The organism is Pseudomonas sp. MYb13 (genome assembly GCF_002980075.1).
Taxonomy (GTDB): domain Bacteria; phylum Pseudomonadota; class Gammaproteobacteria; order Pseudomonadales; family Pseudomonadaceae; genus Aquipseudomonas; species Aquipseudomonas lurida.
In genome coordinates, this window is the sequence record NZ_PCQI01000001.1 from 26,411 (window position 1) to 51,110 (window position 24,700).

24 protein-coding genes are annotated in these 24,700 nt (G+C 60.6%); 12 read left to right on the forward strand and 12 right to left on the reverse strand.

Annotation, left to right across the window (positions count from 1 at the left end; genetic code table 11):
• Positions 1-457: 457 nt before the first annotated feature.
• The 3 genes from CQ002_RS00125 to CQ002_RS00135 form a co-directional block, all read right to left on the reverse strand.
• Complete coding sequence (locus CQ002_RS00125) at positions 458-925, reverse strand: inhibitor of vertebrate lysozyme family protein (RefSeq protein WP_010207846.1); 468 nt, start codon at positions 923-925, stop codon at positions 458-460.
• A gap of 2 nt (positions 926-927) precedes the next feature.
• Positions 928-1,092, reverse strand: a complete 165-nt coding sequence (locus tag CQ002_RS00130; RefSeq protein ID WP_003170804.1) for a DUF1328 domain-containing protein — start codon at positions 1,090-1,092, stop codon at positions 928-930.
• Positions 1,093-1,171: 79 nt separating this feature from the next.
• Positions 1,172-1,456, reverse strand: a complete 285-nt coding sequence (locus CQ002_RS00135) for a hypothetical protein (protein WP_034110702.1) — start codon at positions 1,454-1,456, stop codon at positions 1,172-1,174.
• A 386-nt stretch (positions 1,457-1,842) separates the two neighbouring features.
• On the opposite strand from CQ002_RS00135, the gene algB reads away from it, so the two are divergent.
• Together algB and CQ002_RS00145 are read left to right on the forward strand one after the other, a co-directional pair.
• Positions 1,843-3,189 carry a sigma-54-dependent response regulator transcription factor AlgB gene (algB, locus tag CQ002_RS00140; RefSeq protein WP_025854310.1) on the forward strand — a complete coding sequence of 449 codons (1,347 nt, stop codon included), beginning with the start codon at positions 1,843-1,845 and terminating at the stop codon, positions 3,187-3,189.
• 10 nt (positions 3,190-3,199) lie between these two features.
• On the forward strand, positions 3,200-4,987 hold the full coding sequence (locus tag CQ002_RS00145; RefSeq protein WP_034110635.1) for an ATP-binding protein: 1,788 nt from the start codon (positions 3,200-3,202) through the stop codon (positions 4,985-4,987).
• Here the strand turns inward: CQ002_RS00145 and CQ002_RS00150 are convergent.
• The 6 genes from CQ002_RS00150 to CQ002_RS00175 form a co-directional block, all read right to left on the reverse strand.
• Positions 4,984-5,760 (reverse strand): N-acetylmuramoyl-L-alanine amidase, encoded by a 777-nt coding sequence (locus CQ002_RS00150; RefSeq protein ID WP_034110634.1) that lies wholly within the window; start codon positions 5,758-5,760, stop codon positions 4,984-4,986. The two genes, CQ002_RS00145 and CQ002_RS00150, sit on opposite strands and share 4 nt — an antisense overlap.
• A gap of 90 nt (positions 5,761-5,850) precedes the next feature.
• Positions 5,851-7,908 (reverse strand): GGDEF domain-containing protein, encoded by a 2,058-nt coding sequence (locus CQ002_RS00155; protein WP_105161420.1) that lies wholly within the window; start codon positions 7,906-7,908, stop codon positions 5,851-5,853.
• Positions 7,905-8,783 (reverse strand): endonuclease/exonuclease/phosphatase family protein, encoded by an 879-nt coding sequence (locus tag CQ002_RS00160; RefSeq protein WP_034110630.1) that lies wholly within the window; start codon positions 8,781-8,783, stop codon positions 7,905-7,907. Before CQ002_RS00160 ends, CQ002_RS00155 begins: the two co-directional genes overlap by 4 nt.
• Positions 8,784-8,793: 10 nt before the next feature.
• Complete coding sequence (gene dsbA, locus CQ002_RS00165) at positions 8,794-9,429, reverse strand: thiol:disulfide interchange protein DsbA (protein ID WP_033899253.1); 636 nt, start codon at positions 9,427-9,429, stop codon at positions 8,794-8,796.
• A gap of 168 nt (positions 9,430-9,597) precedes the next feature.
• Entirely contained in the window at positions 9,598-10,224 is a 627-nt protein-coding gene (locus CQ002_RS00170; protein WP_034110627.1) for a cytochrome c4, read from the reverse strand.
• Positions 10,225-10,258: 34 nt separating this feature from the next.
• Positions 10,259-10,561, reverse strand: coding sequence for a cytochrome c5 family protein (locus CQ002_RS00175; RefSeq protein ID WP_034110625.1), 303 nt, complete (start codon positions 10,559-10,561; stop codon positions 10,259-10,261).
• Between the two features lie 192 nt (positions 10,562-10,753).
• On the opposite strand from CQ002_RS00175, the gene yihA reads away from it, so the two are divergent.
• Positions 10,754-11,395, forward strand: a complete 642-nt coding sequence (yihA, locus tag CQ002_RS00180; protein WP_025854318.1) for a ribosome biogenesis GTP-binding protein YihA/YsxC — start codon at positions 10,754-10,756, stop codon at positions 11,393-11,395.
• Positions 11,396-11,664: 269 nt separating this feature from the next.
• On the opposite strand, the gene polA is transcribed toward yihA, so the two are convergent.
• On the reverse strand, positions 11,665-14,442 hold the full coding sequence (polA, locus tag CQ002_RS00185) for a DNA polymerase I (protein WP_105161419.1): 2,778 nt from the start codon (positions 14,440-14,442) through the stop codon (positions 11,665-11,667).
• Between the two features lie 74 nt (positions 14,443-14,516).
• Here polA and CQ002_RS00190 point away from each other — a divergent pair, with 74 nt between their 5' ends.
• Together CQ002_RS00190 and CQ002_RS00195 are read left to right on the forward strand one after the other, a co-directional pair.
• Positions 14,517-14,807: a DUF2782 domain-containing protein gene (locus CQ002_RS00190; protein ID WP_012721523.1), complete on the forward strand. Its 291-nt coding sequence runs from the start codon at positions 14,517-14,519 to the stop codon at positions 14,805-14,807.
• Between the two features lie 56 nt (positions 14,808-14,863).
• Positions 14,864-15,817: a homoserine kinase gene (locus tag CQ002_RS00195; RefSeq protein ID WP_034110621.1), complete on the forward strand. Its 954-nt coding sequence runs from the start codon at positions 14,864-14,866 to the stop codon at positions 15,815-15,817.
• Between the two features lie 83 nt (positions 15,818-15,900).
• On the opposite strand, the gene CQ002_RS00200 is transcribed toward CQ002_RS00195, so the two are convergent.
• The gene (locus tag CQ002_RS00200) at positions 15,901-16,830 is read right to left on the reverse strand and encodes a zinc ABC transporter substrate-binding protein ZnuA (protein ID WP_034110619.1); all 930 of its coding nucleotides are present in this window, start codon (positions 16,828-16,830) and stop codon (positions 15,901-15,903) included.
• Positions 16,831-16,888: 58 nt separating this feature from the next.
• Between CQ002_RS00200 and CQ002_RS00205 the strand changes: the two genes are divergently transcribed.
• Genes CQ002_RS00205 through CQ002_RS00220 form a run of 4 tightly spaced genes read left to right on the forward strand, consistent with a single transcriptional unit; the run spans position 16,889 to position 19,694 of the window.
• The gene (locus CQ002_RS00205) at positions 16,889-17,371 is read left to right on the forward strand and encodes a Fur family transcriptional regulator (protein WP_034110617.1); all 483 of its coding nucleotides are present in this window, start codon (positions 16,889-16,891) and stop codon (positions 17,369-17,371) included.
• Entirely contained in the window at positions 17,371-18,156 is a 786-nt protein-coding gene (znuC, locus tag CQ002_RS00210; protein WP_034110615.1) for a zinc ABC transporter ATP-binding protein ZnuC, read from the forward strand. The genes CQ002_RS00205 and znuC overlap by 1 nt, the downstream gene beginning before the upstream one ends.
• A complete protein-coding gene (gene znuB / locus CQ002_RS00215; protein ID WP_034110613.1) occupies positions 18,149-18,937 on the forward strand; it encodes a zinc ABC transporter permease subunit ZnuB in 789 nt (262 codons plus the stop codon). Before znuC ends, znuB begins: the two co-directional genes overlap by 8 nt.
• Positions 18,938-18,974: 37 nt before the next feature.
• Positions 18,975-19,694 carry a PA5502 family lipoprotein gene (locus tag CQ002_RS00220; protein WP_034110611.1) on the forward strand — a complete coding sequence of 240 codons (720 nt, stop codon included), beginning with the start codon at positions 18,975-18,977 and terminating at the stop codon, positions 19,692-19,694.
• Between the two features lie 94 nt (positions 19,695-19,788).
• Here CQ002_RS00220 and katE read toward each other — a convergent pair whose 3' ends face one another.
• The gene (gene katE / locus CQ002_RS00225; protein ID WP_256589265.1) at positions 19,789-21,951 is read right to left on the reverse strand and encodes a catalase HPII; all 2,163 of its coding nucleotides are present in this window, start codon (positions 21,949-21,951) and stop codon (positions 19,789-19,791) included.
• A gap of 244 nt (positions 21,952-22,195) precedes the next feature.
• Here katE and CQ002_RS00230 point away from each other — a divergent pair, with 244 nt between their 5' ends.
• The 3 genes from CQ002_RS00230 to CQ002_RS00240 are packed head-to-tail and all read left to right on the forward strand — an operon-like array spanning position 22,196 to position 24,697.
• Positions 22,196-23,203 carry a methionine ABC transporter ATP-binding protein gene (locus tag CQ002_RS00230; RefSeq protein WP_034110607.1) on the forward strand — a complete coding sequence of 336 codons (1,008 nt, stop codon included), beginning with the start codon at positions 22,196-22,198 and terminating at the stop codon, positions 23,201-23,203.
• A complete protein-coding gene (locus CQ002_RS00235) occupies positions 23,203-23,877 on the forward strand; it encodes a methionine ABC transporter permease (RefSeq protein WP_034110605.1) in 675 nt (224 codons plus the stop codon). Before CQ002_RS00230 ends, CQ002_RS00235 begins: the two co-directional genes overlap by 1 nt.
• A 49-nt stretch (positions 23,878-23,926) precedes the next feature.
• A complete protein-coding gene (locus CQ002_RS00240; protein WP_069078648.1) occupies positions 23,927-24,697 on the forward strand; it encodes a MetQ/NlpA family ABC transporter substrate-binding protein in 771 nt (256 codons plus the stop codon).
• Positions 24,698-24,700 lie beyond the last annotated feature (3 nt).

Below are 24,700 nucleotides of genomic sequence, written 5' to 3' on the forward strand. Positions count from 1 at the left end.
GTGAACCTGCCAAAGCCGGCTCGCTCAGAGAATCAGGACGTCTCTCGGGGTGTGGCAGAAATGCCTGGGAATACCGGTGTTTAGCGTCGGAAGTGTCCTATGGACCAGACCAGATTTTATCGATAGATGGTCGGGCCGACACACCAAGTAACGGTTGGCCAAGAGCAGAAAGGGAATTATCAACTATGTGGGGCATACGAAGCGGCAGGTGAGCCTGACAAGCCCGCCGCAAGTTCAGCAAGCCATGGGCTTGTGAACCTGCGTCGCAGCTTTTCACCTGACCCGGCCCTTGCGCAGGCACTCCCTGTACCCGTAGGTCACGCCGATCGCGATTGATCAGAGCAACCCGGCCCCTTGGTCATGCACCGCCCTTGGCGGGCAATGCAGACAGAAAGAAGCGAGGGGGCTTCTTTCTATGGACGCTGGCCCCGTAGACGACAAACGCGTCAGACGGAACCTAGTACCAATTCGGATCTTTCTTCAGTTGCTCCATCAGCAACTTCTGCATGCCTTCATCCGGTTTACCGATAAAGCGGTAGTCGGCGTGCCGCGTGGGGGACTTGTCCGCCGGCAGGCCGGCCGGGACTTCCACCAACATGGCGTAGGCATCCTCCTTGTCGAGGCTGAAGGCAACAATCAGGCGCTTGTTCAGGCAGGTGTCCGCGGTTTCGCAGAGCGGCCCGACCAAGTACTTGTCGCCATCTTCTTCCACGGCATTCATCTGCTCGGCCGTACCAGACAGGTTCATGACCCATTCCGGCAGGCGCTCTTCTTTCTTCACTACGCCTTGCCACGTTTCACGGTATTGCGGGTCCGCGCTGAGCAATTCGTTGGCTCGGGATTGGCCGTCATTGGCGGCCATTGCCAAGCCGCTACCGCCCAGCAGCAGGGCGGCAGTAATGGCTTTGAAAGACAAAGTGGTCATGTTCAGCCTCGGCCGCGACGACCAAAGAAGAACGAAGCGATGAACATCACCAGGAAGACCACAAACAGAATTTTTGCGATACCCGTGGCGGTGCCCGCGATGCCACCGAAGCCCAGGACTGCAGCCACAATGGCGATGATCAGAAATGTGATTGCCCAACTCAACATGGTGATTCTCCTTATGCTTCTTTAAGAGGTAACAGCGGTAGTGCTGTGCAGCCACTCAACACGAGTGGCCTTGTGGTGCCTAGAACACCCAACGCTCCTGGGATGGCAGTTCACTCAGGGAAGATTCCTGGTCAACCATCTGCAGTTGCGGGGCTGTTACATCGGCAGCAACACTGCCAACGGAACGGAAATGGGTCTGGGTCATGGCCGGACGTTCGAACTGGGGAATCTGCTGCTGACTCTGCTGCCAATGCTGCAACTGCTGGCCACCGATCAGCGTGACCATCAAGGCCAGGCTGGCAAACAGGCCTTGTTGCAAGTGCAGTGGCGATACACGCAGTTGGCTGAGGGTTTGGCGAGTCATGCTGCTGTTCTCCCGCATTCTGATTATTCGTTGGGAGAGATATTGCAGAGCGCATGCCAGCTTTTTTACAAAATAAAACTCAATAAAATCAATGAGTTAAATATTATCAGTCACACGACTGCCCAGCATCCTGCACGATGCACCCCCGCAAGCCGTGCGAAATGCACGATCGCCAGCGGTCGGATCAAGGGATAGAACACGTGAAGCGTGTTGCCGAACTGGCAAGAAGGCATGAAAACGCCATCAGGCGGGGCTTTGTAGGACGCGATGCAGATAGCTGCACGACATTGCCTTTTATCGATCAGAATGAACCATGCAACTTGCCCGATTATTCCGGGACTAAACACCATCATTCATACACACATAGTTTAAGGAGCGCGGGACAGATGGAATCAGCCAAGGAACTTCAAGGCCGCATTCTTTTAGTGGATGACGAATCCGCGATCCTCCGCACTTTCCGTTATTGCCTGGAAGACGAGGGTTACACCGTAGCCACCGCCAACAGTGCAGCCCAGGCGGATACCTTGATGCAGCGCCAGGTCTTCGACCTGTGCTTCCTCGACCTGCGCCTGGGCGAAGACAATGGGTTGGACGTGCTGGCCCAGATGCGCATTCAGGCACCGTGGATGCGCGTGGTGATAGTCACCGCCCACTCGGCGGTCGATACCGCCGTGGATGCGATCCAGGCCGGAGCCGCCGACTACTTGGTCAAGCCCTGCAGCCCCGACCAACTACGCCTTGCCACTGCCAAGCAGTTGGAAGTGCGCCAGCTCTCTGCGCGCCTTGAAGCCCTCGAAGGCGAAGTACGCCAGCCCAAGGACGGCCTGGACTCCCATAGCCCATCCATGATGGTGGTGCTGGAAACTGCGCGCCAGGTGGCCGGGACAGACGCCAACATCCTGATCCTGGGTGAATCCGGCACCGGTAAAGGTGAGCTGGCCCGCGCCATCCACGGCTGGAGCAAACGCTCGAAGAAGTCCTGCGTGACCATCAACTGCCCGTCGCTGACGGCTGAGCTGATGGAAAGCGAGCTGTTCGGCCACAGCCGTGGCGCCTTTACCGGGGCCAGTGAGAGCACCTTGGGGCGCGTCAACCAGGCCGACGGAGGCACCCTGTTTCTCGACGAGATCGGCGACTTTCCCCTCACATTGCAACCCAAGTTGCTGCGGTTTATCCAGGACAAGGAGTACGAGCGAGTGGGTGACCCCGTCACCCGCCGTGCCGATGTACGCATTCTCGCCGCCACTAACCTGAACCTGGAAGACATGGTGCGTGATGGTCGCTTCCGAGAGGATCTGCTTTATCGCCTCAACGTGATCACCTTGCACCTGCCGCCGCTGCGCGAGCGCAGCGAAGACATCCTGACCCTGGCCGATCGGTTCCTGGCGCGTTTCGTCAAGGAATACGCCCGACCGGCACGCGGTTTCAGCGATGAAGCGCGCGAAGCATTGCTCAACTACCGCTGGCCGGGGAACATTCGAGAACTGCGTAACGTGGTTGAGCGCGCCAGTATCATCTGCCCACAGGAGAAGGTTGAAATCAGCCACCTGGGGATGGCCGAGCAGCCGACCAACAACGCTCCACGCATCGGGGCGGCGCTGAGCCTGGACGAACTGGAGAAAGCCCACATCGGCGCCGTGCTCGCCACCAGCGACACCCTGGACCAGGCTGCTCGCACCCTGGGTATCGACGCGTCGACCCTGTACCGCAAACGCAAACAGTACAACCTGTGAGCTGTACCTTATGAAGTTAGCGATGAAGCTGCGCACTCGGTTATTCCTGAGTATCTCAGCATTGATCACCGTCGCCCTGTTGGGCCTGATCCTGGGCCTGGTGAGCGTCATGCAAATGGCCAAGACCCAGGAATCCCTAATTCGCAGCAACTTCATCACCCTGGACCTGGGGCTCAAGCTGCGCCAGAGCCTGGGTGACCAACTGATCATGATGCTGGAGGACCGCCCAGACCCCGAGGCACTGCAAGCCTCCAAGCAGCGCTACTTCGAACTGCTGGACCAGGGCATAGCCCATGAACAGCGCGACGGACGCGGGACAGGCTTCAGCGAGGCCCGAAGCCAGTATCAGCGACTACTGGGGGCCTTTGACGAATCCCAGCAACCAACCCCCCCGCCAGGCACCAAGGAAAAACTCACCGACACCTTCAATACGCTGCGCAACGGCCTGATCAGCGAACACAAGCAGGCGTTGGAAAACATCAGCAACAGCGAGCACAAGTCTCGCGAACGCGCCTTGCTGATCGCCGGGTTGCTGGGGTTGGTAGGCCTCGCGGTGCTGATCATCGGCTTTGTGACGGCGCATGGTATCGCGCGGCGTTTTGGCGGGCCGATCGAGGCGCTGGCCAAGGCGGCGGACAAGATCGGGCAAGGCGATTTCGAGGTGACGCTGCCGATCTCATCGGCAGCGGAAATGAACCAGCTGACCCGTCGCTTCGGCATCATGGCCGAAGCGGTACGCCAGCATCAGGCGACCAATGTCGATGAACTTCTGGCCGGTCAACAGCGCCTGCAAGCGGTGCTCGACAGCATCGACGATGGTTTGCTGATGATTGACCGCCAAGGCCGCCTGGAGCACCTCAACCCTGTGGCTCAGCGTCAACTGGGCTGGGATGAGCAACGCCTCGGCCAGGGCCTGGGCGAGGCGCTGGCGCGGCCGGAACTGGATGAGCAACTGCAACTGGTATTGCGCGGCGGCAACCTGGAACGGGCACCGGATGACCTGGAAGTGGAGGTCGAAGGCGAACTTCGCCTGTTGACCTATAGCCTGACCCCCGTCAGCCATATCCAGGGGCATATCCTCGGGGCAGTGATGGTGCTGCATGACGTCACCGAACAACGCGCCTTCGAACGGGTGCGCAGCGAGTTCGTATTGCGTGCCTCCCATGAACTGCGTACTCCGGTGACCGGCATGCACATGGCATTCGGGCTGTTCCGCGAGCGTGCTAAATTTCCTGCGGACTCCCGTGAAGCGGATCTGCTGGATACGGTCAACGAGGAGATGCAGCGGCTGATGCAGCTGATCAACGACCTGCTCAACTTCTCGCGCTACCAGAACGGCTTGCAGAAACTCACGCTGGGGCCGTGCGATGTCACGGATCTGCTCGAACATGCCCGGGCGCGTTTCGTCGAGCCAGCCAACGCGCAAGACATCGAACTGCTCGTAGAAGCTCAACCCGATCTACCGCGGCTCTACGCGGACCAGGCACAACTGGAAAGGGTGCTCGACAACCTGCTGGGCAACGCCCTGCGCCATACCGCTGCTGGCGGGCAAATTCGTCTGCAGGCACGCCGCCATGGCGAGCGGGTCATTATCAGCGTCGAGGATAACGGCGAGGGCATTGCGTACGGGCAGCAGGGGCGCATCTTTGAACCCTTTGTCCAGGTGGGCCGCAAGAAAGGCGGCGCCGGCCTCGGGCTGGCGCTGTGCAAGGAGATCGTGCAGTTGCACGGCGGCCGCATGGGCGTGTACTCGCGGCCGGGGCAGGGTACTCAATTCTATATGGCGCTGCCGCTCTAACGACGGTTCAACGCACGCAGGATCGCGGCACTTTCCGCATCCGGCGTGCCATCAAACAGCGATGGCCGGAAATGCATCTGGAACGCCGCGATCACGTGACGCGTGGCCACATCCAGCTCGCCGGTCTGGGGCGTCTGATAGCCAAGGCGAGCCAATTCTTCCTGGAACCAGGTAATGCTGGGCAGTTCCGCGGCGTATTGCACTTGGAACCGCGCGACCGCCTGGGCATCCGGCCAGACGCCTAGCCCTTCATCCGCCAGGCGCTTCCAGGGGAATAGGGGGCCCGGGTCAAGCTTGCGCAGCGGCGCAATGTCACTGTGGCCAATGATGTTCTTGGGGTCGATGCCGTTGCGCTTGCTGATGTCCTTGAGCAAGACCACCAGGGACTTCACTTGCGCCTCGGAATACGGATACCACAAGCGGCCTGTCGGCGTGTCCTTGTAGCCAGGGTTCACGATCTCGATACCAATGGAGCTGGAGTTGAGCCAGGTACGGCCCATCCACTCGCTTTCCCCGGCATGCCAGGCGCGCTGGCTCTCATCCACCAGCTTGTAGAGGGTGCCTGAGGCGTCGTCACCGATCAGGTAATGGCTGCTGACCTGGCCGTGGGTGAGCAATGCCAGGGAACGTTCAAGGTTGGTGGAGGTGTAATGCACGACCACGAACTGTATGCGGTTGTCGTGGTTTACCGAGGGGTGGGTGGTGTCCAGGCGCGGGCCGCTGGCGCAGCCCGCGAGCAGAAGAAACACAAAGGCGATGTACAAGGATTTCATGGCGGAAGACGTTACGCTGAAGGACAATAATGCAACAGTGTAACGTACCGTTTATGACCCAGCCGTCAAATTACAAAATGGAACATCTTTTTAGGCTGCCTGTACTTGGTTACGCCCTGCTGCCTTGGCCCGATACAGCGCCGCATCGGCACGCTTGAGCGCCAAGTCACTGCGTTCTCCCGGTTGAAACTGTGCCACACCCATGGACACGGTGATGGTCACCGGCTCGCCCTTGAAGTGAAATGGGCAGGCTTCGATCGCTGCACGCAATACCTCGCCCGCTGCCAGGGCATCCGACAGGGATGAGTCTGGCATCAGCAACACAAACTCTTCACCGCCGAAACGCGCGATAAAGTCGGTCGGGCGCAGGCGCTTTCGCAGCACGCTGGCGATGATTTTCAGCACTTTGTCGCCAGCCAGGTGGCCGTAGCCGTCGTTGATGCGCTTGAAGTGATCGAGGTCCAGCATCGCCAGCGACAGGCTGTTGCCACATTGATGCCAGGCATTGACTTCATGATCCAGACGCTCACTCCAGGCGGCGCGGTTGGGCAGGCCGGTGAGCGGATCGATCAAGGCCTTCTGGCGCTGCACCTCCAGGTGCTCGCGATAGCCCTGGGCTTCCTGCTCCATATTGGCGACCCGCTCAGCCAGGCCTTTAAGACGTGCCGCCGTTTCCTGCTCGCGCTGGTCGCGCTGCTGCTGGTGTTCATCCATGGTGCCGAGCAGGCCTTCGAGGTGGCTTTCCAATACGTGCTTGAGGCTTTCCAGGTCGGCGGCGTCCTGCACGCTGCTTTGCAGCCCGTCGACCTGTTCACGGATCTGCGTGTCCAACTCCCGGGCGGCGGAACGGCTATCGGCATGGCCGTCACTGGCGACCTGCAAATGCCCTTGGAACGCTTCGAGACGCTCGTTGAGCTGCTTGAGGTAAGCCTCGAACTCATGCTGGCCACTGTCGGTGACCGCCAGCATCAACACGGCCAGGTCATCGAGGATCGGCAGCAATTCATACCAGTTCAAGCCGTGGGCAAGACGCTCGCGCATGGCTTCGGCCTGGGGCCGATGGCGCTCGGGCAAGGAAAGCTCATCCAGCAGGCCAAGCAGGGTGTCTTCAATGTGCTTGGCCACGGAGCTGTAGGATGGCTCCGGCGAATCGGGCAGGGAGTAAGGGCCGCCCGCTTGCAGCTCGTCAGGGTCGGACTGCTCGACCTCCAGCACGGGAGGGAGCGACAGACTACCGATGACGGTCTCATCGGGGGCTTCGACCTTGACGTCAGGCGGTTCAATAAAGGCGGCGAGGGCGCTTTGCGATGCAGCTTGTTCGGCCTGAGGCTCGGGTTCGACACGCGCCAAGGGCACGTCAAGGAGAGCAGCCTGAGCCGGGGCTTCGTAGACAAACGTCTCGCTGGCAGCTTCGGCAACCTTGGCGGGTGCGGCCAGCTCAACTGCGGGGGCAACCGCCTCTTGAGACTGCGGCGCAAAGGCGCGCAGGGCCTGTGTCAACGCCTCGGACTGCTCGGGCTCAGGCTCGGGCGGCTGAGGCTCAGCAACAGGCTTGGCCACTGCGGGTTGCGCGGCAGGGGCGGGTGTTGGCTCGCTGGTCACGCCCTCGTTTGCGACCTCCTTGGAACCGAACAGGCGCTGCAGAAGCCCAGGCCCAGGCCGCGTGGTTTCGCCGTCCGGCTCCAGGTTGTTCAGCGCCTGGCCTTGAAGGCCGCTCAACTCGCTGAGCAGCAAGGGGATCTCACGTGCCTGGCTGACTCGACCGTCCAACTGCTTGGCGAACGCCTTCAGCGGCCGGGCCACTTCACGGGGTAATGGCAGTTTTTGCAGTTGAGTGACCAGGGACGTCAGCGCGGTGCTGATCTGATCGACCCGGGTTTCGCGGCGCTGCTCCGAATCCAGTACGGCTTTTTCCAGGCGCGGCAACAAGGCGGCAAGCGCGGCGTCCATATCATCGGTACGCACGACGTCGCGCATTTCCTTCATGCATTGGTCGACCGCGCGGTCGGTGCCCTCGGCGGCCAGCGTGCTGCGCACCAGCCCACGGCGCAGCAAGTCGAGGCGGGCGGCCCACCGGCGTTCGAGCTTTTCCTGTTGCTCGATGCTTTTGAGGTATTTCTCTTTCCAGCGCTGGGCGTCGTCGCTCATGCAAGGGGTCCGCGAGGGCCGGGGCTCAACGCGGGTAATGCATCAGCCGTCAGCGAACCCGGCAGACGAATCTCTACCGCGACCGGCAGGTGATCGGAGATGGGCTGCGCCAGCACCTGCACACTCTCGAGCGTGAGGGTAGGACTGAGCAGGATATGGTCAAGACAGCGTTGCGGGCGCCAGCTTGGGAACGTGGCTTCGGCTTGCGGTGCCAGTAGCCCGAGGTCGCGCAACGGAGAATTCATCAACAGGTCGCTGGCGTGGGTATTCATGTCCCCCATCAGCACCTGGTGTTTGTAATTGCCAATCAGCTCTCGGATGTAGGCCAATTGCAGGGTGCGGGTACGGGCACCCAGCGCCAGGTGCATCATCACCACCACCAAGGCCTCCGGGCCTTCGCCAAAACGCACGAGGATCGCACCCCGCCCCTTGGGGCCTGGTAGCGGGTGGTCTTCGATGGCGGAGGGCTTCAAGCGGCTGAGCACGCCATTGCTGTGCTGTGCCAGGCGCCCGAGGTTGCGATTGAGCTGCTGGTACCAGTAAGGGAAAGCACCGAGTTGGGCCAGGTGTTCCACCTGGTTGATGTAACCGGAGCGCATGCTGCCGCCGTCAGCTTCCTGCAGGGCAACCAGGTCGAAGTCATTCAACAGGTTGCCGATCTTCTGCAGGTTGCCGGCACGCCCGTTGTGGGGCAGCAGGTGCTGCCAGCCACGGGTGAGGTAATGCCGGTATTTCTCGGTACTGATGCCCACCTGAATATTAAAGCTCAGCAGCCGCAGGCGACTGTCTGCCGGCAGGCCCGTGGACTCCAGGTGATGTTCGTTGACCTGCGGATCATGCAGGCCAACAGCACGTTCGGTACCCCAGCGGCGCATGACAGGCCCCTTACTTGGCTGCGCGCTCTTTGGCGATCAGCTGGTCGGCAACATTGAGAGTCTGTTCAGGACCACCGGAGGTACCCAGGTCGAAACGGTATTTGCCGTTGACGATCATGGTTGGAACGCCCTGCACGCCATACTTCTGCGCGAGTTCCTTGGCCTGCTTGATCTGGCCCTGGATCGCGAAAGAGTTGAATGTGGCCAGGAACTTGTCCTTGTCGACACCCTGGGTGGCCACGAAGTCAGCCATTTCGTCTGGCTTGGTCAGGCGCTTACCCTGCTTCTGGATCGCATCGAATACCGCGTTGTGGACCTTGTGCTCCACACCCATGGCTTCCAGGGTCAGGAACAGTTGGCCGTGTGCATCCCATGGGCCGCCGAACATGGCAGGGATACGCTTGAAGTTGACGTCTTTAGGCAGTTTCTCGACCCATGGGTTGATGGTCGGCTCAAAAGCATAGCAATGCGGGCAGCCGTACCAGAACAGCTCCACCACCTCGATCTTGCCTGGCTCCGAAACCGGAACCGGGTTAGCCAATTCAACATAGGTTTTACCGGCTTCAAGCGGCACATCGGCAGCTTGTGCGGTCATGCCGAAGAGGCTGGCAGTGACGAGAGCGGCGCTGAGGATCAGATTACGCATGCTTTACTCCTGGACAAATAAAGTCGCCTCACGCGACCTTTGTTGTGACAGGTCTACGCGGGCATGAGTTCGTTAGTGTAACGGCACCGGCCACAAAAAAGGGCGGCCTGGGCCACCCTTTTTATGCTTGCATCACCGGATTAATCGAGTGTTAACGTTGCATGCACCTCAGTGCAGGCCCTGGATGTAGCTGGAGACCGCTGCAATGTCTTCATCACTCAGCTTGCGGGCGATGGTGCGCATGATCGCGGCGTCGCCATCGTTGGCTCGTCCCGCCTCTTCCTTACGGAAATCGGTCAACTGCTTGGCAATGTAGGTCGCGTGCTGGCCACTCAGATGCGGGAAGCCGGCGGCGGCTATGCCCGCGCCATTTGGCGAGTGGCAGCCGGTGCAGGCTGGCAGACCTTTTTCCAGGTCGCCGCCGCGGAACAGTTTTTCTCCACGGGCCACCAGTTTCGGATCAGCAGCTCCCACGCTGCCTTTCTGGCTGGCAAAATACGCCGCGAGGTCTGCCAGGTCCTGATCGCTGAGGTTGGTCAGCAAGCCGGTCATTTCCAGCACCGTGCGCTTGCCATCCTTGATGTCGTGCAGTTGCTTGGTCAGGTAACGCTCACCCTGGCCAGCCAGCTTGGGGAAGTTCGGCGCCGGGCTGTTACCATCCGGTCCATGGCAGGCACCACATACGGCGGCTTTCGCTTGCCCGGCAGTGGCATCACCTTTTAGGGGGCCCTCTGCAGCGACGGCGACGCCTGTGATGCCCAAGGTCAACAGCAGACTCACGATCAGTTTGTTCATCAGCTAATCCAACTACGGCTAAGGGGTTTAAGAGTTATCTACCGGGTTTACTCACCATCAACTCAATGATGGCCTGGTAATCCTCAGTACTGCAGTCCATGCACAAACCACGCGGCGGCATTGCCTTGAAACCCTGGGTCACGTGTTGCACCAGCGTGTCCATGCCCTTAGCCAGTCTTGGCTTCCAAGCTGCTTGATCACCCCGCTTGGGGGCATTGGGCAGTTGGCCGGCATGGCAAGCCACGCAAACTCGGTTGTACACCGCTTCCGGATCCTGTGTAGCCTGAGCGCCGTAAAGCGGGAGCAGGACACCGATAGCAAGCAACCACTTGGTCATACGTCGACCATTTCAGGGTTTGAGAGCGTTTTGCGTTCTAATGCGCAATAAAGGTCTATCGCTCCCGTGAACTTCATCCTTCGCTGGGACAAAGCACACACAAAATCTGCGGCATTATATACTGGCGCTACTGAAACGGAAACGACACCGCTTGCCGCACCTTTTCTCGGCACCGCCCACATCGGAAAACTCATGCAACTCAAGAATCCCATCCTCGGCCTGTGCCAACAGTCCACGTTTATGCTCAGCGCCGCCAAAGTTGACCAATGCCCCGATGACGAAGGCTTTGAAGTCGCCTTTGCCGGTCGTTCCAACGCCGGTAAGTCCAGCGCGCTGAACACCCTGACTCACGCCAGCCTGGCACGCACCTCGAAAACCCCGGGCCGTACGCAACTACTCAATTTCTTCAAGCTAGACGATGATCGGCGTCTGGTCGACCTGCCGGGCTACGGTTACGCAAAAGTACCTATCCCGCTGAAGCTGCATTGGCAGCGTCACCTGGAGGCTTACCTGGGTGGCCGGGAGAGTTTGAAGGGTTTGATTCTGATGATGGACATCCGCCATCCGATGACCGATTTCGACCTGCTGATGCTCGATTGGGCTGTGGCCAGCGGCATGCCGATGCATATCCTGCTGACCAAGGCCGACAAGCTGACCTACGGCGCCGCCAAGAACACCCTGCTCAAAGTGCAGTCAGAAATCCGTAAAGGCTGGGGTGATGCGATCACCATCCAGCTGTTCTCGGCGCCCAAACGCATGGGCCTGGAAGAGGCTTACACCGTGCTGGCCGGCTGGATGGAGCTGGCAGACAAAGGCGCGGAAATCGCGGAGTAACTTTTCTGCGGGCAAAAAAAACCCCGGACTTCGTATGGGGAGGGGAAGTTCGGGGTTCAAGTTCCGGACCGCTAGGGCGGGGTCCAGATATCTGCCAACACTTAACACAACATAGGAGCATTGAAGGGCTTCACCACCCATTCAGTAACTCTGAGTGGCAGTTCACGGGTTAAGTTCCGGCAGGTTCAAAAAACTATTGGAAATAACTGACGGTACCTTCTGCACTAAAGCACTCTGCCACCACGCAACGTGGTGGCAAATCCCCGCAATCAGTGCGCTTCGTCCCAGTTATCGCCCACGCCCACTTCCACCAGCAACGGCACGTCCAGCTGGGCAGCGGCACTCATGTGCTCGCGAATCTTCTCGCTGACTTGCGCGACCAGGTCCTCGCGCACTTCCAGCACCAATTCGTCGTGCACCTGCAGGATCACCTTGGCATCCAGGCCTGAATCGGCCAGCCAGTTGTCCACCAGCACCATGGCTTTCTTGATGATGTCTGCCGCCGTGCCCTGCATCGGCGCGTTGATCGCGGTGCGCTCTGCGGCCGCGCGCTCCTGGGGCTTGTTGGAATGGATATCCGGCAAGTAGAGGCGGCGACCGAAGAAAGTCTCGACGAAGCCTTGATCGGATGCCTGGGCGCGGGTGCGCTCCATGTACTCGCGAACCCCGGGATAACGGGCGAAATACACATCGATGTAGGCCTTGGCCGTCTTGGTATCGACGCCAATGTCCTTGCCCAGCTTCTGCGCGCCCATGCCGTAGATCAAACCGAAGTTGATCGCCTTGGCACTGCGACGCTGGTCGGAAGTGACATCGCCCAGCTCAACCTTGAACACCTCGGCCGCGGTGGCCGTGTGTACGTCGAGGTTGTGACGGAAGGCATTCATCAACCCTTCGTCTTTGGACAGGTGCGCCATGATCCGCAGCTCGATCTGGGAATAATCCGCCGCCAGCAGTTTGTAGCCCTTGGGCGCGATGAACGCCTGGCGAATCCGCCGACCTTCGGCGGTACGCACCGGGATGTTCTGCAGGTTCGGATCACTGGAAGACAACCGCCCAGTCGCTGCCACCGCCTGGTGATAGGACGTGTGGATACGCCCGGTGCGCGGGTTGATCTGTTCCGGCAGGCGGTCGGTGTAGGTGCTTTTCAGCTTGCTCATGCTGCGATACTGCATCAGCACCTTGGGCAGCGGGTAGTCATCTTCGGCGAGCTTTGCCAGCACTTCTTCGGCCGTCGAAGCCTGGCCCTTGCCGGTTTTTTTCAACACCGGCAGGCCGAGTTTTTCGTACAGGATCGCGCCCAGTTGCTTGGGCGAACCCAAATTGAACTCCTCACCGGCGATCTCGAACGCCTGGCGCTCGAGTTCGACCATCTTGTTGCCCAGCTCGATGCTCTGGATGCCCAGCAGATCCTTGTCGACCAGCGCGCCCTGGCGCTCGATACGGGCCAGCACCGGCACCAACGGCATCTCGATATCCGTGAGTACACTTGTCAGGCTAGGGAGGGCGCTCAGTTGCGCAAACAGCGCCTGGTGCAGACGCAAGGTCACATCGGCGTCTTCCGCCGCATAGGGGCCGGCCTGCTCCAGCGCGATCTGATCGAAGGTCAGCTGCTTGGCGCCCTTGCCAGCGATGTCCTGGAAGGCGACGGTGTCGTAGTCCAGGTATTTCTTGGCCAGGCTGTCCATGTCATGCCGCGTTGCGGTGGCGTTCAGCACGTAGGATTCGAGCATGGTGTCGAACGCGATGCCACGCACGGTAATGCCGTGTGCCGGGTCGCCGCCGATGGCGCAGTTGGCCAGGATGTTCATGTCGAACTTGGCGTGCTGGCCGACCTTGAGCTTGGTCGGGTCTTCCAGCAATGGTTTCAGGGCCAGCAGCACGGTGTCGCGGTCCAACTGCTCTGGCGCGCCGATGTAGGAGTGGGTCAGTGGGATGTAGGCCGCTTCATGGGGCTGCACAGCGAAGGAGACCCCCACCAACTGGGCGCGCTGGGCGTCGATCCCGGTGGTTTCGGTGTCGAAGGCGAACAGCGAGGCGTCGTTGAGTTTCTTCAGCCAGACGTCGAACGTCGCCTGGTCGAGGATGGTGGTGTAGGTCGCCTCTGCCGGCGCCACAGTTTCAATGACCTCTTCAACAACAGGAGCCGCCTTGAGCTCAACCCGCTTGGCGTCGCGCTGGATCTCTTCATACCAGCTCTTGAACTCCAGCAGCGTGTACAGCTCCAGCAGCTTTTCACGGTCGGGTTCGATCAGGTGCAGATCTTCCAGGCCCACGTCCAGCGGTACATCGACCTTGATCGTCGCCAGCTGATAGGACAAGAAGGCCATCTCCTTGTGCTCTTCCAGCTTCGCTGGCAGCGTCTTCGCCCCGCGGATAGGCAGGGTCGGCACAATATCCAGCTGCTCATACAGCTCTTTGAGGCCACCGTTCACGCCGACCAGCAAGCCCGAAGCGGTCTTCGGACCGATGCCCGGGACGCCCGGGATGTTGTCGGAGGAATCGCCCATCAATGCCAGATAGTCGATGATCTGCTCGGGAGCGACGCCGAATTTCTCCTTCACGCCCTCAATGTCCATGGCGCTACCGGTCATGGTGTTGACCAAGGTAATGTGCCCGTCGACCAGTTGGGCCATGTCCTTGTCCCCAGTGGAAATCACCACCGGACGGTCAGCGGCCGCACTGCTGCGGGCCAAGGTGCCGATCACGTCATCGGCCTCGACGCCTTCGACGCACAACAGCGGGAACCCCAGGGCGATCACGCTCTGGTGCAGGGGCTCGATCTGCAGTCGCATGTCATCGGGCATGCTGGGGCGGTTGGCCTTGTATTCGGCATACATGTCATCGCGAAAGGTCCCACCCTTGGCGTCGAACACCACCGCGAACGGGCTGTCCGGATACTGCCTGCGCAGGCTTTTGAGCATGTTCAACACGCCCTTGACCGCGCCGGTGGGCAGGCCTTTGGAGGTGGTCAGCGGTGGCAGCGCGTGGAAGGCGCGGTACAGATAGGAAGAACCGTCCACCAGGACGAGGGGTGCTTGGCTCATGAGCAGAATCAACCTTTTCGGCGGGTCAGGCGCTAGAATAGCCGGACCAATGACGACAAAGGGACAAGGTTATCATGCGTACATTCAATCGCCTGCTGTTGACCGGCTTGATTGCACTCGCTCCGATGGCTGCCATGGCGGCAGACGACGCCCCCGGAGGCGATCCGGAAGTGACCATTCGCACGGAGGGCGACAAGACCATCCAGGAGTACCGCCAGAATGGTTTCCTGTACGCAATCAAGGTGACACCGAAGGGGGCACCCCCGTATTTCCTGGTGCGCGCGGACGGAACCGATGCGAACTTCATCCGCTCTGACCAGCCGGATATGCTGATCCCGTCATGGAAGATCTTCGAATGGAAATGATTTCTTAACATCAATTGGCGCCGCGCACCGCGGCGCCCGTACTGGCAGTTTTAACCATGTCTGTGTTCACCCCCCTGGCTCGGCCCGAGCTGGAAACCTTTCTCGCCCCTTACGGGCTCGGCCGCCTGATCGACTTCCAGGGGATTGCCGCCGGCAGTGAAAACACCAATTTCTTTATCAGCCTGGAGCAGGGCGAGTTCGTCCTGACCCTGGTTGAACGCGGCCCGGTCGCAGAAATGCCCTTCTTCATCGAATTGCTCGACGTGCTGCACGACGCCGAACTGCCCGTGCCCTACGCCCTGCGCACCACCGATGGCGTGGCCCTGCGCGAACTGAAGGGTAAACCGGCCCTGCTGCAACCGCGCCTGGCCGGCAAGCACATCAAGGACGCCAATGCCCAGCACTGTGCCCAGGTGGGCGACCTGCTTGGCCACCTGCACCTGGCAACGCAAGGCGAAAAGGTGCTGGAACGCAGGACCGATCGCGGCCTGGACTGGATGCTCAGCGAAGGCGCGCAACTCATTTCGCACTTGAACGATGCACAGCAGCGCCTGCTGCAAGAGGCGCTGACCGAGATCGAAGCGCACAAGGCCCAGATCCTCGCGCTGCCACGCGCCAACGTTCACGCCGACCTGTTTCGCGATAACGCGATGTTCGAAGGCACGCATCTCACGGGCCTGATCGACTTCTACAACGCCTGCTCCGGGCCAATGCTCTATGACGTGGCGATCGCCTTGAATGACTGGTGCTCGGACGCCGATGGCGTGATTGATGGGCAACGCGCTCGGGCATTGCTGGGCGCCTACGCAGGCCTGCGACCGTTTACCGCCAAGGAAGCGGAGTTGTGGCCGACCATGCTGCGTGTGGCCTGCGTGCGGTTCTGGCTGTCGCGCCTTATCGCAGCCGAATCATTTGCCGGGCAGGATGTGTTGATCCATGACCCGGCGGAGTTCGAGCATCGGCTGGTGCAGCGTCAGCAGGTCACCGTCCAACTGCCGTTCGCGCTCTAGAACACCAGCGGGTCGACGGGGAAGCTGGCTGACCTGACGGCGTCGCAGGCACGCCAGCTCCCACATGAGACCGGGGCTGGCGGTCAGAGCGATTCCAGGCAACCCGCCAGATCATTCCCCAACTTCTCCAACACCTGCTCGTAGCCTTGAGCCGTGGCCGACGTGTAGCCACCCAACGCATCCAACTCCGCCAGCTTCACCGGCAAACCGGCAACCAGCGTTTCAGCCAGCCGCGGACGCAATGGCGGCTCACTGAACACACACGTCTTGCCCACCTCCTGCAAACGCGTACGCATCGCGGCTACGTGCTGCGCGCCGGGCTGCACCTCTGCGGCAACGCTGAACACACCGGCATGCTTGAGCCCGTAAGCGTCTTCGAAGTAATCGAAGGCCTCGTGGAACACGAAATACGGCTTGCTGCCAATCGGCGCCAGGCGTGCCTTGAGTCGAGCATCCAGAGCATCCAGGCGCTCATCGAAGGCCTTCACATTGCGCTGGTAACGAGCGGCATTGGCCGGATCGGCGGCGGCCAGGTCAGTCGCCATGCGTGCTGCAATCACACGCGCGTTCACGGTCGATAACCACAGGTGCGCGTCCAGGCTGCCAGGGCGATGATCGTGATCGTGTTCGTCGGCATCGTCGGCGTGCGAGTGGCTATCTTCGGCGAATCGACGGAGCTTCATACCGGGAAGATCCTGCACTGCCACCGTTGCTGCCGTACGACCTTTCAACACGCGCGGCAGGAAACTCTCCATATCCGGGCCGATCCAGTACAGCAGGTCCACCGACTGCACACGCCGTACGTCGGATGGTCGCAACGCATAGTTATGCGGCGATGCACCCGGCGGCAGCAGCACCTCGGGAACCGCCACGCCGTCCTGCACGGCAGCGGCAATCAACTGCAATGGCTTGATGCTGGTCAGTACCTTGACCTCGGCCTGAGCGGTGCCAGCGATGAACAAACTGGTGACAAATACGACAAAAACGGGAAAAAGTCGGGACACGATGACCACTCAATGGCGTAGGAACGGGTAACATAATAACGTCTCTATCAAATATCTGTCGCCGCTCATGCCTAAAACACCGCTTGCCAGCCGTCCCCATGACCACTCTCACTGCGTGCATACCGCGCTGTCGGAGGCCGACACCCTGTGCACACAGAAGGGGTTGCGCCTGACCGCCTTGCGTCGCCGCGTGCTGGAGCTGGTGTGGCAGAGCCACAAGCCACTGGGTGCCTACGACATTCTCGGCGTGCTCAGCGAGCAAGATGGCCGTCGCGCAGCGCCGCCGACCGTGTACCGCGCGCTGGACTTTTTGCTCGAAAACGGCCTGGTGCACCGCATTGCCTCGCTGAACGCCTTCGTTGGCTGCAGCCACCCGGAACACGCGCATCAGGGCCAATTCCTGATCTGCCGCGAATGCCACGCCGCCATCGAGCTTGAACAGAAAAGCATCAGCGACGCCATCGTCAAAAGCTCTGCCGAGGTCGGCTTCCAGGTCGAAGGGCAAACGGTCGAAGTGGTCGGCCTGTGCTCGGGCTGCCAGGGGGCTTGATGAGCAACGCGTTAATCCGCCTGGAAAAAGTCGGGGTCACGTTTGCCGGGCAAAACGTGCTGGATAACATCGCACTGAGCGTGGAGCCTGGGCAGATCGTCACCCTGATCGGCCCCAACGGCGCTGGCAAGACCACCCTGGTGCGCGCCGTACTCGGCTTGCTCAAGCCCGACACCGGCAGCGTCTGGCGCAAACCCAAACTGCGCGTCGGCTACATGCCGCAAAAGCTGCACGTGGACCCGACACTGCCACTGTCCGTGCTGCGCTTCCTGCGCCTGGTGCCGGGGGTTGACCGCGCCCGTGCCCAGGCAGCGCTCAAGGAAGTCGGCGCTGAACAGGTGATCGACAGCCCGGTGCAAAGCATCTCCGGGGGCGAAATGCAGCGCGTGCTGCTGGCCCGCGCCCTGTTGCGCGAGCCGGAACTGCTGGTGCTGGATGAGCCCGTACAAGGCGTCGATGTCGCCGGCCAGGCCGAGCTGTACAGCCTGATCACTCGCCTGCGCGACCGCCATGGCTGTGGCGTGCTGATGGTGTCCCACGATTTGCACCTGGTGATGAGCACGACCGACCAGGTAGTGTGCCTCAACCGTCACGTGTGCTGCTCCGGTCACCCTGAGCAAGTCAGCGGTGACCCGGCGTTCGTCGAGCTATTCGGCAAGAACGCCCAGAGCCTGGCGATTTATCACCACCATCACGACCACGCCCACGATTTGCATGGCGCCGTGGTGGACGATCCTACCCCCCCTCACACCCACGTTCATGGAGATGGCTGCAAGCATGGCTGATTTTCTGCTTTACGCCCTGCTGGCAGGCTTGGCTTTGGCGTTGGTAGCGGGCCCGCTGGGCTCGTTCGTGGTCTGGCGGCGCATGGCTTATTTCGGCGACACGTTGTCACATGCTGCGCTGTTGGGCGTGGCCATGGGCTTCTTGCTGGATGTCAGCCCGACCATCGCCGTGACGGTGGGCTGCCTGCTCCTGGCGGTGCTGCTGGTGACCCTGCAACAGCGTCAGCCCCTGGCTTCCGATACCTTGCTGGGCATCCTGGCGCCGAGCACGCTGTCCCTGGGCCTGGTGGTGCTGAGCTTCATGCACGAAGTGCGCATCGACTTGATGGCCTACCTGTTCGGCGACCTGCTGGCGATCAGCCCCACCGACCTTGCGTGGATCCTCGGCGGCAGCGCGGCGGTACTGCTGCTGCTGGTAGCCCTGTGGCGCCCACTGTTGGCGATTACCGTGCACGAAGAACTGGCGACGGTGGAAGGCTTGCCCGTGCCGAGCCTGCGCATGGCCCTGATGCTGTTGATCGCCGTGGTGATTGCTGTCGCGATGAAGATAGTGGGCGTATTGTTGATCACGTCGTTGCTGATCATTCCTGCAGCCGCTGCCCAGCGCCATGCCCGTTCGCCGGAGCAAATGGCGATCGGCGCCAGCCTGTTGGGGATGCTTGCAGTGTGCGGGGGCTTGGCGCTGTCCTGGTTCAAGGACACGCCGGCCGGCCCATCGATAGTGGTCACGGCCGCCGCCCTGTTTCTGCTGAGTTTTGTCCTGCCCCGTCGAGGGGTGTAGACTTGCTCGCTTTTTGCGCAAATAGAGAGTCGCAGGAATGAAGCCGTTCACCTCCCGTTATCTGCTCCTTGCCGCATTTTCCCTGCTGCTGGGCGCCTGTCAAAGCACACCGCCCGCCGCGCCCGAGGCCCCGGACGCACGCGCTGCGGCCATCGCGCAGCTGGAGCAAAACCTGGCCAGCAGCGAGCTGGCCACGGCCGAAGACCAGCTGGCCGCGTTGCAGGCCCAATCGCCTAATGACCCGGCGCTGGAAGCCTATCAGCGCCAACTGGCGGAAGCCTACCTGCAGCGCAGCCAGGTCGTGCTGCAAAAGGGTGATGTCAACGCAGCCGCTACCGCCCTGAGCCGTGCCCGGGCGTTGATGCCCAAGGCCCCCGCGCTGACCGGCGGCGTGAACAGCGCCATCACCCATGCCCGCAAAGCCGAGCTGGACAAAGCCGAGGCGGCCCTGAAAGCGGCCGAAGCCAAGCCCCCGGCCAAGGTCATCGACCCGGCTGCGCCTAGCACGACCGTGGCATTGAACCTCACCAATATCGAAGAACTGCGCCACCAGCTGGATGCAATTGCCACCGACGTGGTGAATTACCAGTGCGATGTGAGCATCCAGGCGCCGCGCACGGAGGATTACCCGTGGCTGGCCACGTTGCTGACCAAACGGGTGAAACGTATCGACTCAGGGTATGACCTGAAGATTCACCGGCAGATTCTTAAGAATATTCCGGCCCAGATTGTGCTGATTCCGCGCAAGGCGGAGTAAAAGTATCGCGGGCAAGCCCGCTCCCACACGTGAATGCAGTTCAAATGTGGGAGCGGGCTTGCCCGCGAAAGCGCTCTAGTAGCCGAGCAGGCGCTTAAGCCGGAATCGCCTTGGCCTTCGGCTCACGGTCCCAGACCCGGTGCTGGGCAATCGCGGCAAAGAAGGCCTTGAACGCCTTGGCATCCGACCCGACGATCAATCCCGCATCCGCCTCAAGCTTCAACAGATCCAGCAATGGCTTGGCATCGCTGGCGACGGTAATCGCCTTCAGGTGCTTGTACGCTTCCAACAGGAAGTGCAACGCCACGCCATCACCACTCAAGGCTTTCACAGAGTCTTTCCCGCCAGGGACAAACACCGCATCGAATGCAATCGACGGCATACCTTCCATCGACGCATCCACCTTAAGGCTCTTGCCATCAGCGGTCTTCACCGGCGCCGAGGTTGGCCCCAGCAGCTTGGCATGTGCGCCCTCAGCTTCCAGTGCCTTCTTCAGCGCATCAATTGCAGCACCGTCAACGCCGTTCGCTGCAAGAATCGCCACTTTGCGCGTCTTGATATCGCCCGACAGCAAGTTGACCTGGCTCAGCGCTGGCGACGCTTTCAGCGAGGTCTTGCGTGGCGGCACAGTGCCCTTGGTTGGTGCCGGCAGACCCAGGTTCTGCGCCACGCGCTTGGCGAGCTCCAAGTCGATATTGGCCAGGATCTCGTTGACCTGACGGGCGCGGATGAACTCGCGTTCCACCTTGCCCAACTCGAAGCTGTAGGCGGCGATGATGTGCTCTTTCTCGTGATGGCTCATGCTATTGAAGAACAGCGTGGCCTGGGAGAAATGATCACCAAACGACTCACTGCGCTCACGTACTTTGTTGGCATCGACCCGCTCGTAATAGGTCTCGAAACCACCATCCTGAGCCGCCGGTGGCGTTTCCTTCGGCCAACCGCCATCAATCGAATTAGGCTCGTACGCCGCACGCCCCTTGTCGATCACGGTGCGGTGCTGGGCATCGCGCTGGCCATTGTGGAAGGGCGCCACGGGCCGATTTATAGGCAGCTCATGAAAGTTCGGACCACCGAGACGGCTGATCTGGGTGTCTGTGTAGGAAAACAGACGGCCTTGCAGCAGCGGGTCGTTGGTGAAGTCGATCCCCGGCACGATGTGGCCTGGGCAAAAGGCGACCTGTTCGACTTCGGCGAAAAAGTTGTCCGGGTTGCGGTTAAGTACCATCTTGCCCAGCGGCGTAATCGGCACCAGCTCCTCGGGGATGATCTTGGTCGGGTCGAGCAGGTCGAAGTCGAACTTGTGCTCGTCTTCTTCCGCGACGATTTGCACACCCAGCTCCCACTCGGGGTAGTCGCCCCCCTCAATGGCTTCCCACAGGTCACGACGGTGGTAATCGGTATCTTTACCGGCAAGCTTTTGCGCTTCGTCCCACACCAGGGAGCAAGTGCCGACCTTCGGATGCCAGTGGAATTTCACGAAGCTCGACTTACCTTCGGTGTTGATCAAGCGAAAGGTGTGAATACCGAAACCCTGCATGGCACGCAGGCTTTTCGGAATCGCACGGTCGGACATTGCCCACAGAACCATATGCGCCGATTCCGGCTGCAGCGAAACAAAATCCCAAAACGTATCGTGGGCCGAGCCGCCCGTAGGAATTTCGTTATGAGGCTCAGGTTTCACCGCGTGGACAAAGTCGGGAAACTTGATCGCGTCCTGAATGAAAAACACCGGCATGTTGTTACCCACCAGGTCGAAGTTGCCTTCGTCGGTGAAGAACTTCACGGCGAAACCACGCACGTCGCGCACCGTGTCGCCCGAGCCGCGCGGGCCCTGCACGGTAGAGAAGCGCACGAACACGGGGGTTTTATGCTCGGGATTACGCAGGAACCCGGCCTTGCTCAGCGCTGAATGGTTCTCGTAAGTCTGGAAATAGCCATGGGCGCCGGTACCCCGGGCATGCACGATGCGCTCCGGGATGCGCTCATGGTCAAAGTGCGTGATTTTTTCACGCATGATGAAGTCTTCCAGCAGCGACGGGCCACGGGAGCCGACTTTCAGGGTGTTCTGGTTGTCGGAAATCTTAACGCCTTGGTTGGTACGCAGGGCCTGGCCGGTCGCGTCGGAGCGGAATTCCTCCAGGGCCTGCAGTTTGGCGTTGGTGTTGCCACGGTCCAAGGTATCGGTGCCCGCAAGTTCACTCTTCGGCGGGGTGGCTGGCTTCTTGGTACTCATCAGACAAAACTCCTTATTCAAAGTGGCCAGAGCGGTCCCCGGCTCGTTTGAGCAAAACCCCAGGCACGGCACCTGGGAAATCGAGTTGCTTAAGTAATGACTGACACCGTTTTGCACCGTTCCTTTTTTATGACCTTTGATCGCGTTATTGCCAAATCGCTGGTTGAATGCGAAATAAATGCTAAGAAACGCTATACGGACAGGCTAAAATGCGCGCCCGGCTAACCGCTGATCCCTTTTCCATGCGCCCCACAAGGTTCGCTACGTGATCGAGTTTCATAACGTCCATAAAACCTACCGCGTCGCCGGTAAGGATATCCCCGCGCTGCACTCCACCAGCTTGAGTGTCGAAAACGGCCAGGTGTTTGGCCTGATCGGCCACTCCGGTGCGGGTAAAAGCACACTCCTGCGCCTGATCAACCGCCTCGAAGAACCGAGTGGCGGCCAGATCAAGGTGGATGGCGAAGAAGTCACCGCCCTGGACGCCAACGGCCTGCGCCGTTTCCGTCAGCAGGTCGGGATGATCTTCCAGCACTTCAACCTGCTCGCCTCCAAGACCGTCGCTGACAACGTGGCACTGCCGCTAACGTTGGCGGGCGAGCTGTCGCGCAAGGAAATCGACCAGCGCGTTGCAGAATTGCTCGCGCGCGTTGGCCTGTCGGACCACGCCAAGAAGTACCCGGCGCAATTGTCCGGTGGCCAAAAGCAACGCGTCGGCATTGCACGCGCCCTGGCAACCAAGCCAAAGATTTTGCTGTGCGACGAAGCCACCAGCGCCCTCGACCCGCAGACCACCGCGTCGGTGCTGCAACTGCTGGCCGAGATCAACCGCGAGTTGAAGCTGACCATCGTGCTGATCACCCATGAAATGGACGTGATCCGCCGCGTCTGCGATCAGGTGGCCGTGATGGACGCTGGCGTGATTGTCGAGCAAGGCTCGGTGGCCGATGTGTTCCTGCACCCCAAGCACCCAACCACCAAGCGCTTCGTGCAAGAAGCCGAGCAGGTTGACGAAGGTGAGCAACGCGATGACTTCGCCCACGTACCGGGCCGTATCGTGCGCCTGACCTTCCAGGGAGAAGCGACCTACGCGCCGCTGCTGGGTACCGTCGCCCGCGAAACGGGTGTGGACTACAGCATCCTCGCCGGTCGTATCGACCGCATCAAAGACATCCCCTACGGGCAACTGACCCTCGCCATTACCGGCGGCGACATGGAGGCCGCGTTTGCCCGCTTCACCGCCGCCGACGTCCACATGGAGGTCCTGCGCTAATGGAAGTCCTATTGAGTTTCTTCGCCAATATCGACTGGTCCGAAATCTGGCTGGCCACTGGCGACACCATGACCATGCTGTTCGGCTCGCTGTTCTTCACCGTGGTGCTGGGCCTGCCCCTGGGCGTGTTGCTGTTCCTCACCAGCCCGCGCCAACTGTTCGAACAGAAAGGCCTGTACGCGCTGCTCTCGCTGATCGTGAACATCCTGCGTTCGCTGCCGTTCATCATCCTGCTGATCGTGATGATCCCGTTCACGGTGTTGCTCACCGGCACTTCGCTGGGCGTGGCGGGTGCAATTCCGCCGCTGGTCGTGGGTGCCACGCCGTTCTTTGCGCGCCTGGTGGAAACCGCCCTGCGCGAAGTTGACCGCGGCATCATTGAGGCCACGCAATCCATGGGGGCCAGCACGCGCCAGATCATCATCAATGCCTTGCTGCCCGAAGCACGCCCGGGCATTTTCGCAGCGATTACGGTGACGGCGATTACACTGGTGTCCTACACGGCCATGGCCGGTGTAGTGGGCGCCGGCGGCCTGGGCGACCTGGCGATCCGCTTCGGTTACCAGCGCTTCCAGACCGATGTGATGGTCGTCACCGTGGTGATGCTATTGATCCTGGTGCAAATTCTGCAAACCGTCGGCGACAAGCTGGTGGTGCACTTTTCTCGAAAATAACGGCCATGGCCGGCCGCGCCGGCCCATGCCCGAACAAGGAGCTTGTTGGATGAAAAAACTACTGGTTGCTTTCGCCGCCGTTGCCGCGTTTTCCGCCCATGCCGAGACCATCACGGTCGCCGCTTCGCCGGTTCCCCACGCGCAAATCCTCGAATTCGTGAAACCTGCCCTCGCCAAAGAAGGTGTAGACCTGCAGGTCAAAGTCTTCACCGACTACGTGCAGCCAAACGTACAAGTCGCCGAAAAGCGCCTGGACGCCAACTTCTTCCAGCACCAGCCGTACCTGGATGAATTCAACAAAGCCAAGGGCACTCACCTGGTGAGCGTCGGTGCTGTGCACCTGGAGCCCCTGGGCGCCTACTCCAGCAAGTACAAGAAGCTCGACGATCTGCCAAGCGGCGCCAACGTGGTGATCCCGAACGACGCCACCAACGGCGGCCGCGCGCTGTTGCTGCTGGCCAAGAACGGCCTGATCACCCTGAAGGACCCGACCAACATCCTGTCGACCATCAAGGACATCACCAAGAACGACAAGAACCTTAAGTTCCGCGAACTGGAAGCCGCCACCCTGCCGCGCGTGCTGACCCAGGTCGACCTGGCGCTGATCAACACCAACTACGCGCTGGAAGCCAAGCTGGACCCTTCCAAGGATGCGCTGGTCATCGAAGGCAGCGACTCGCCTTACGTGAACATCCTGGTGACCCGCGAAGACAACAAGGACTCGGACGCCGTGAAGAAGCTGGTTGCAGCCCTGCACACGCCTGAAGTGAAGCAATTCATCGAAGAGAAGTACAAAGGCGCGATCAAGCCCGCGTTCTGATCC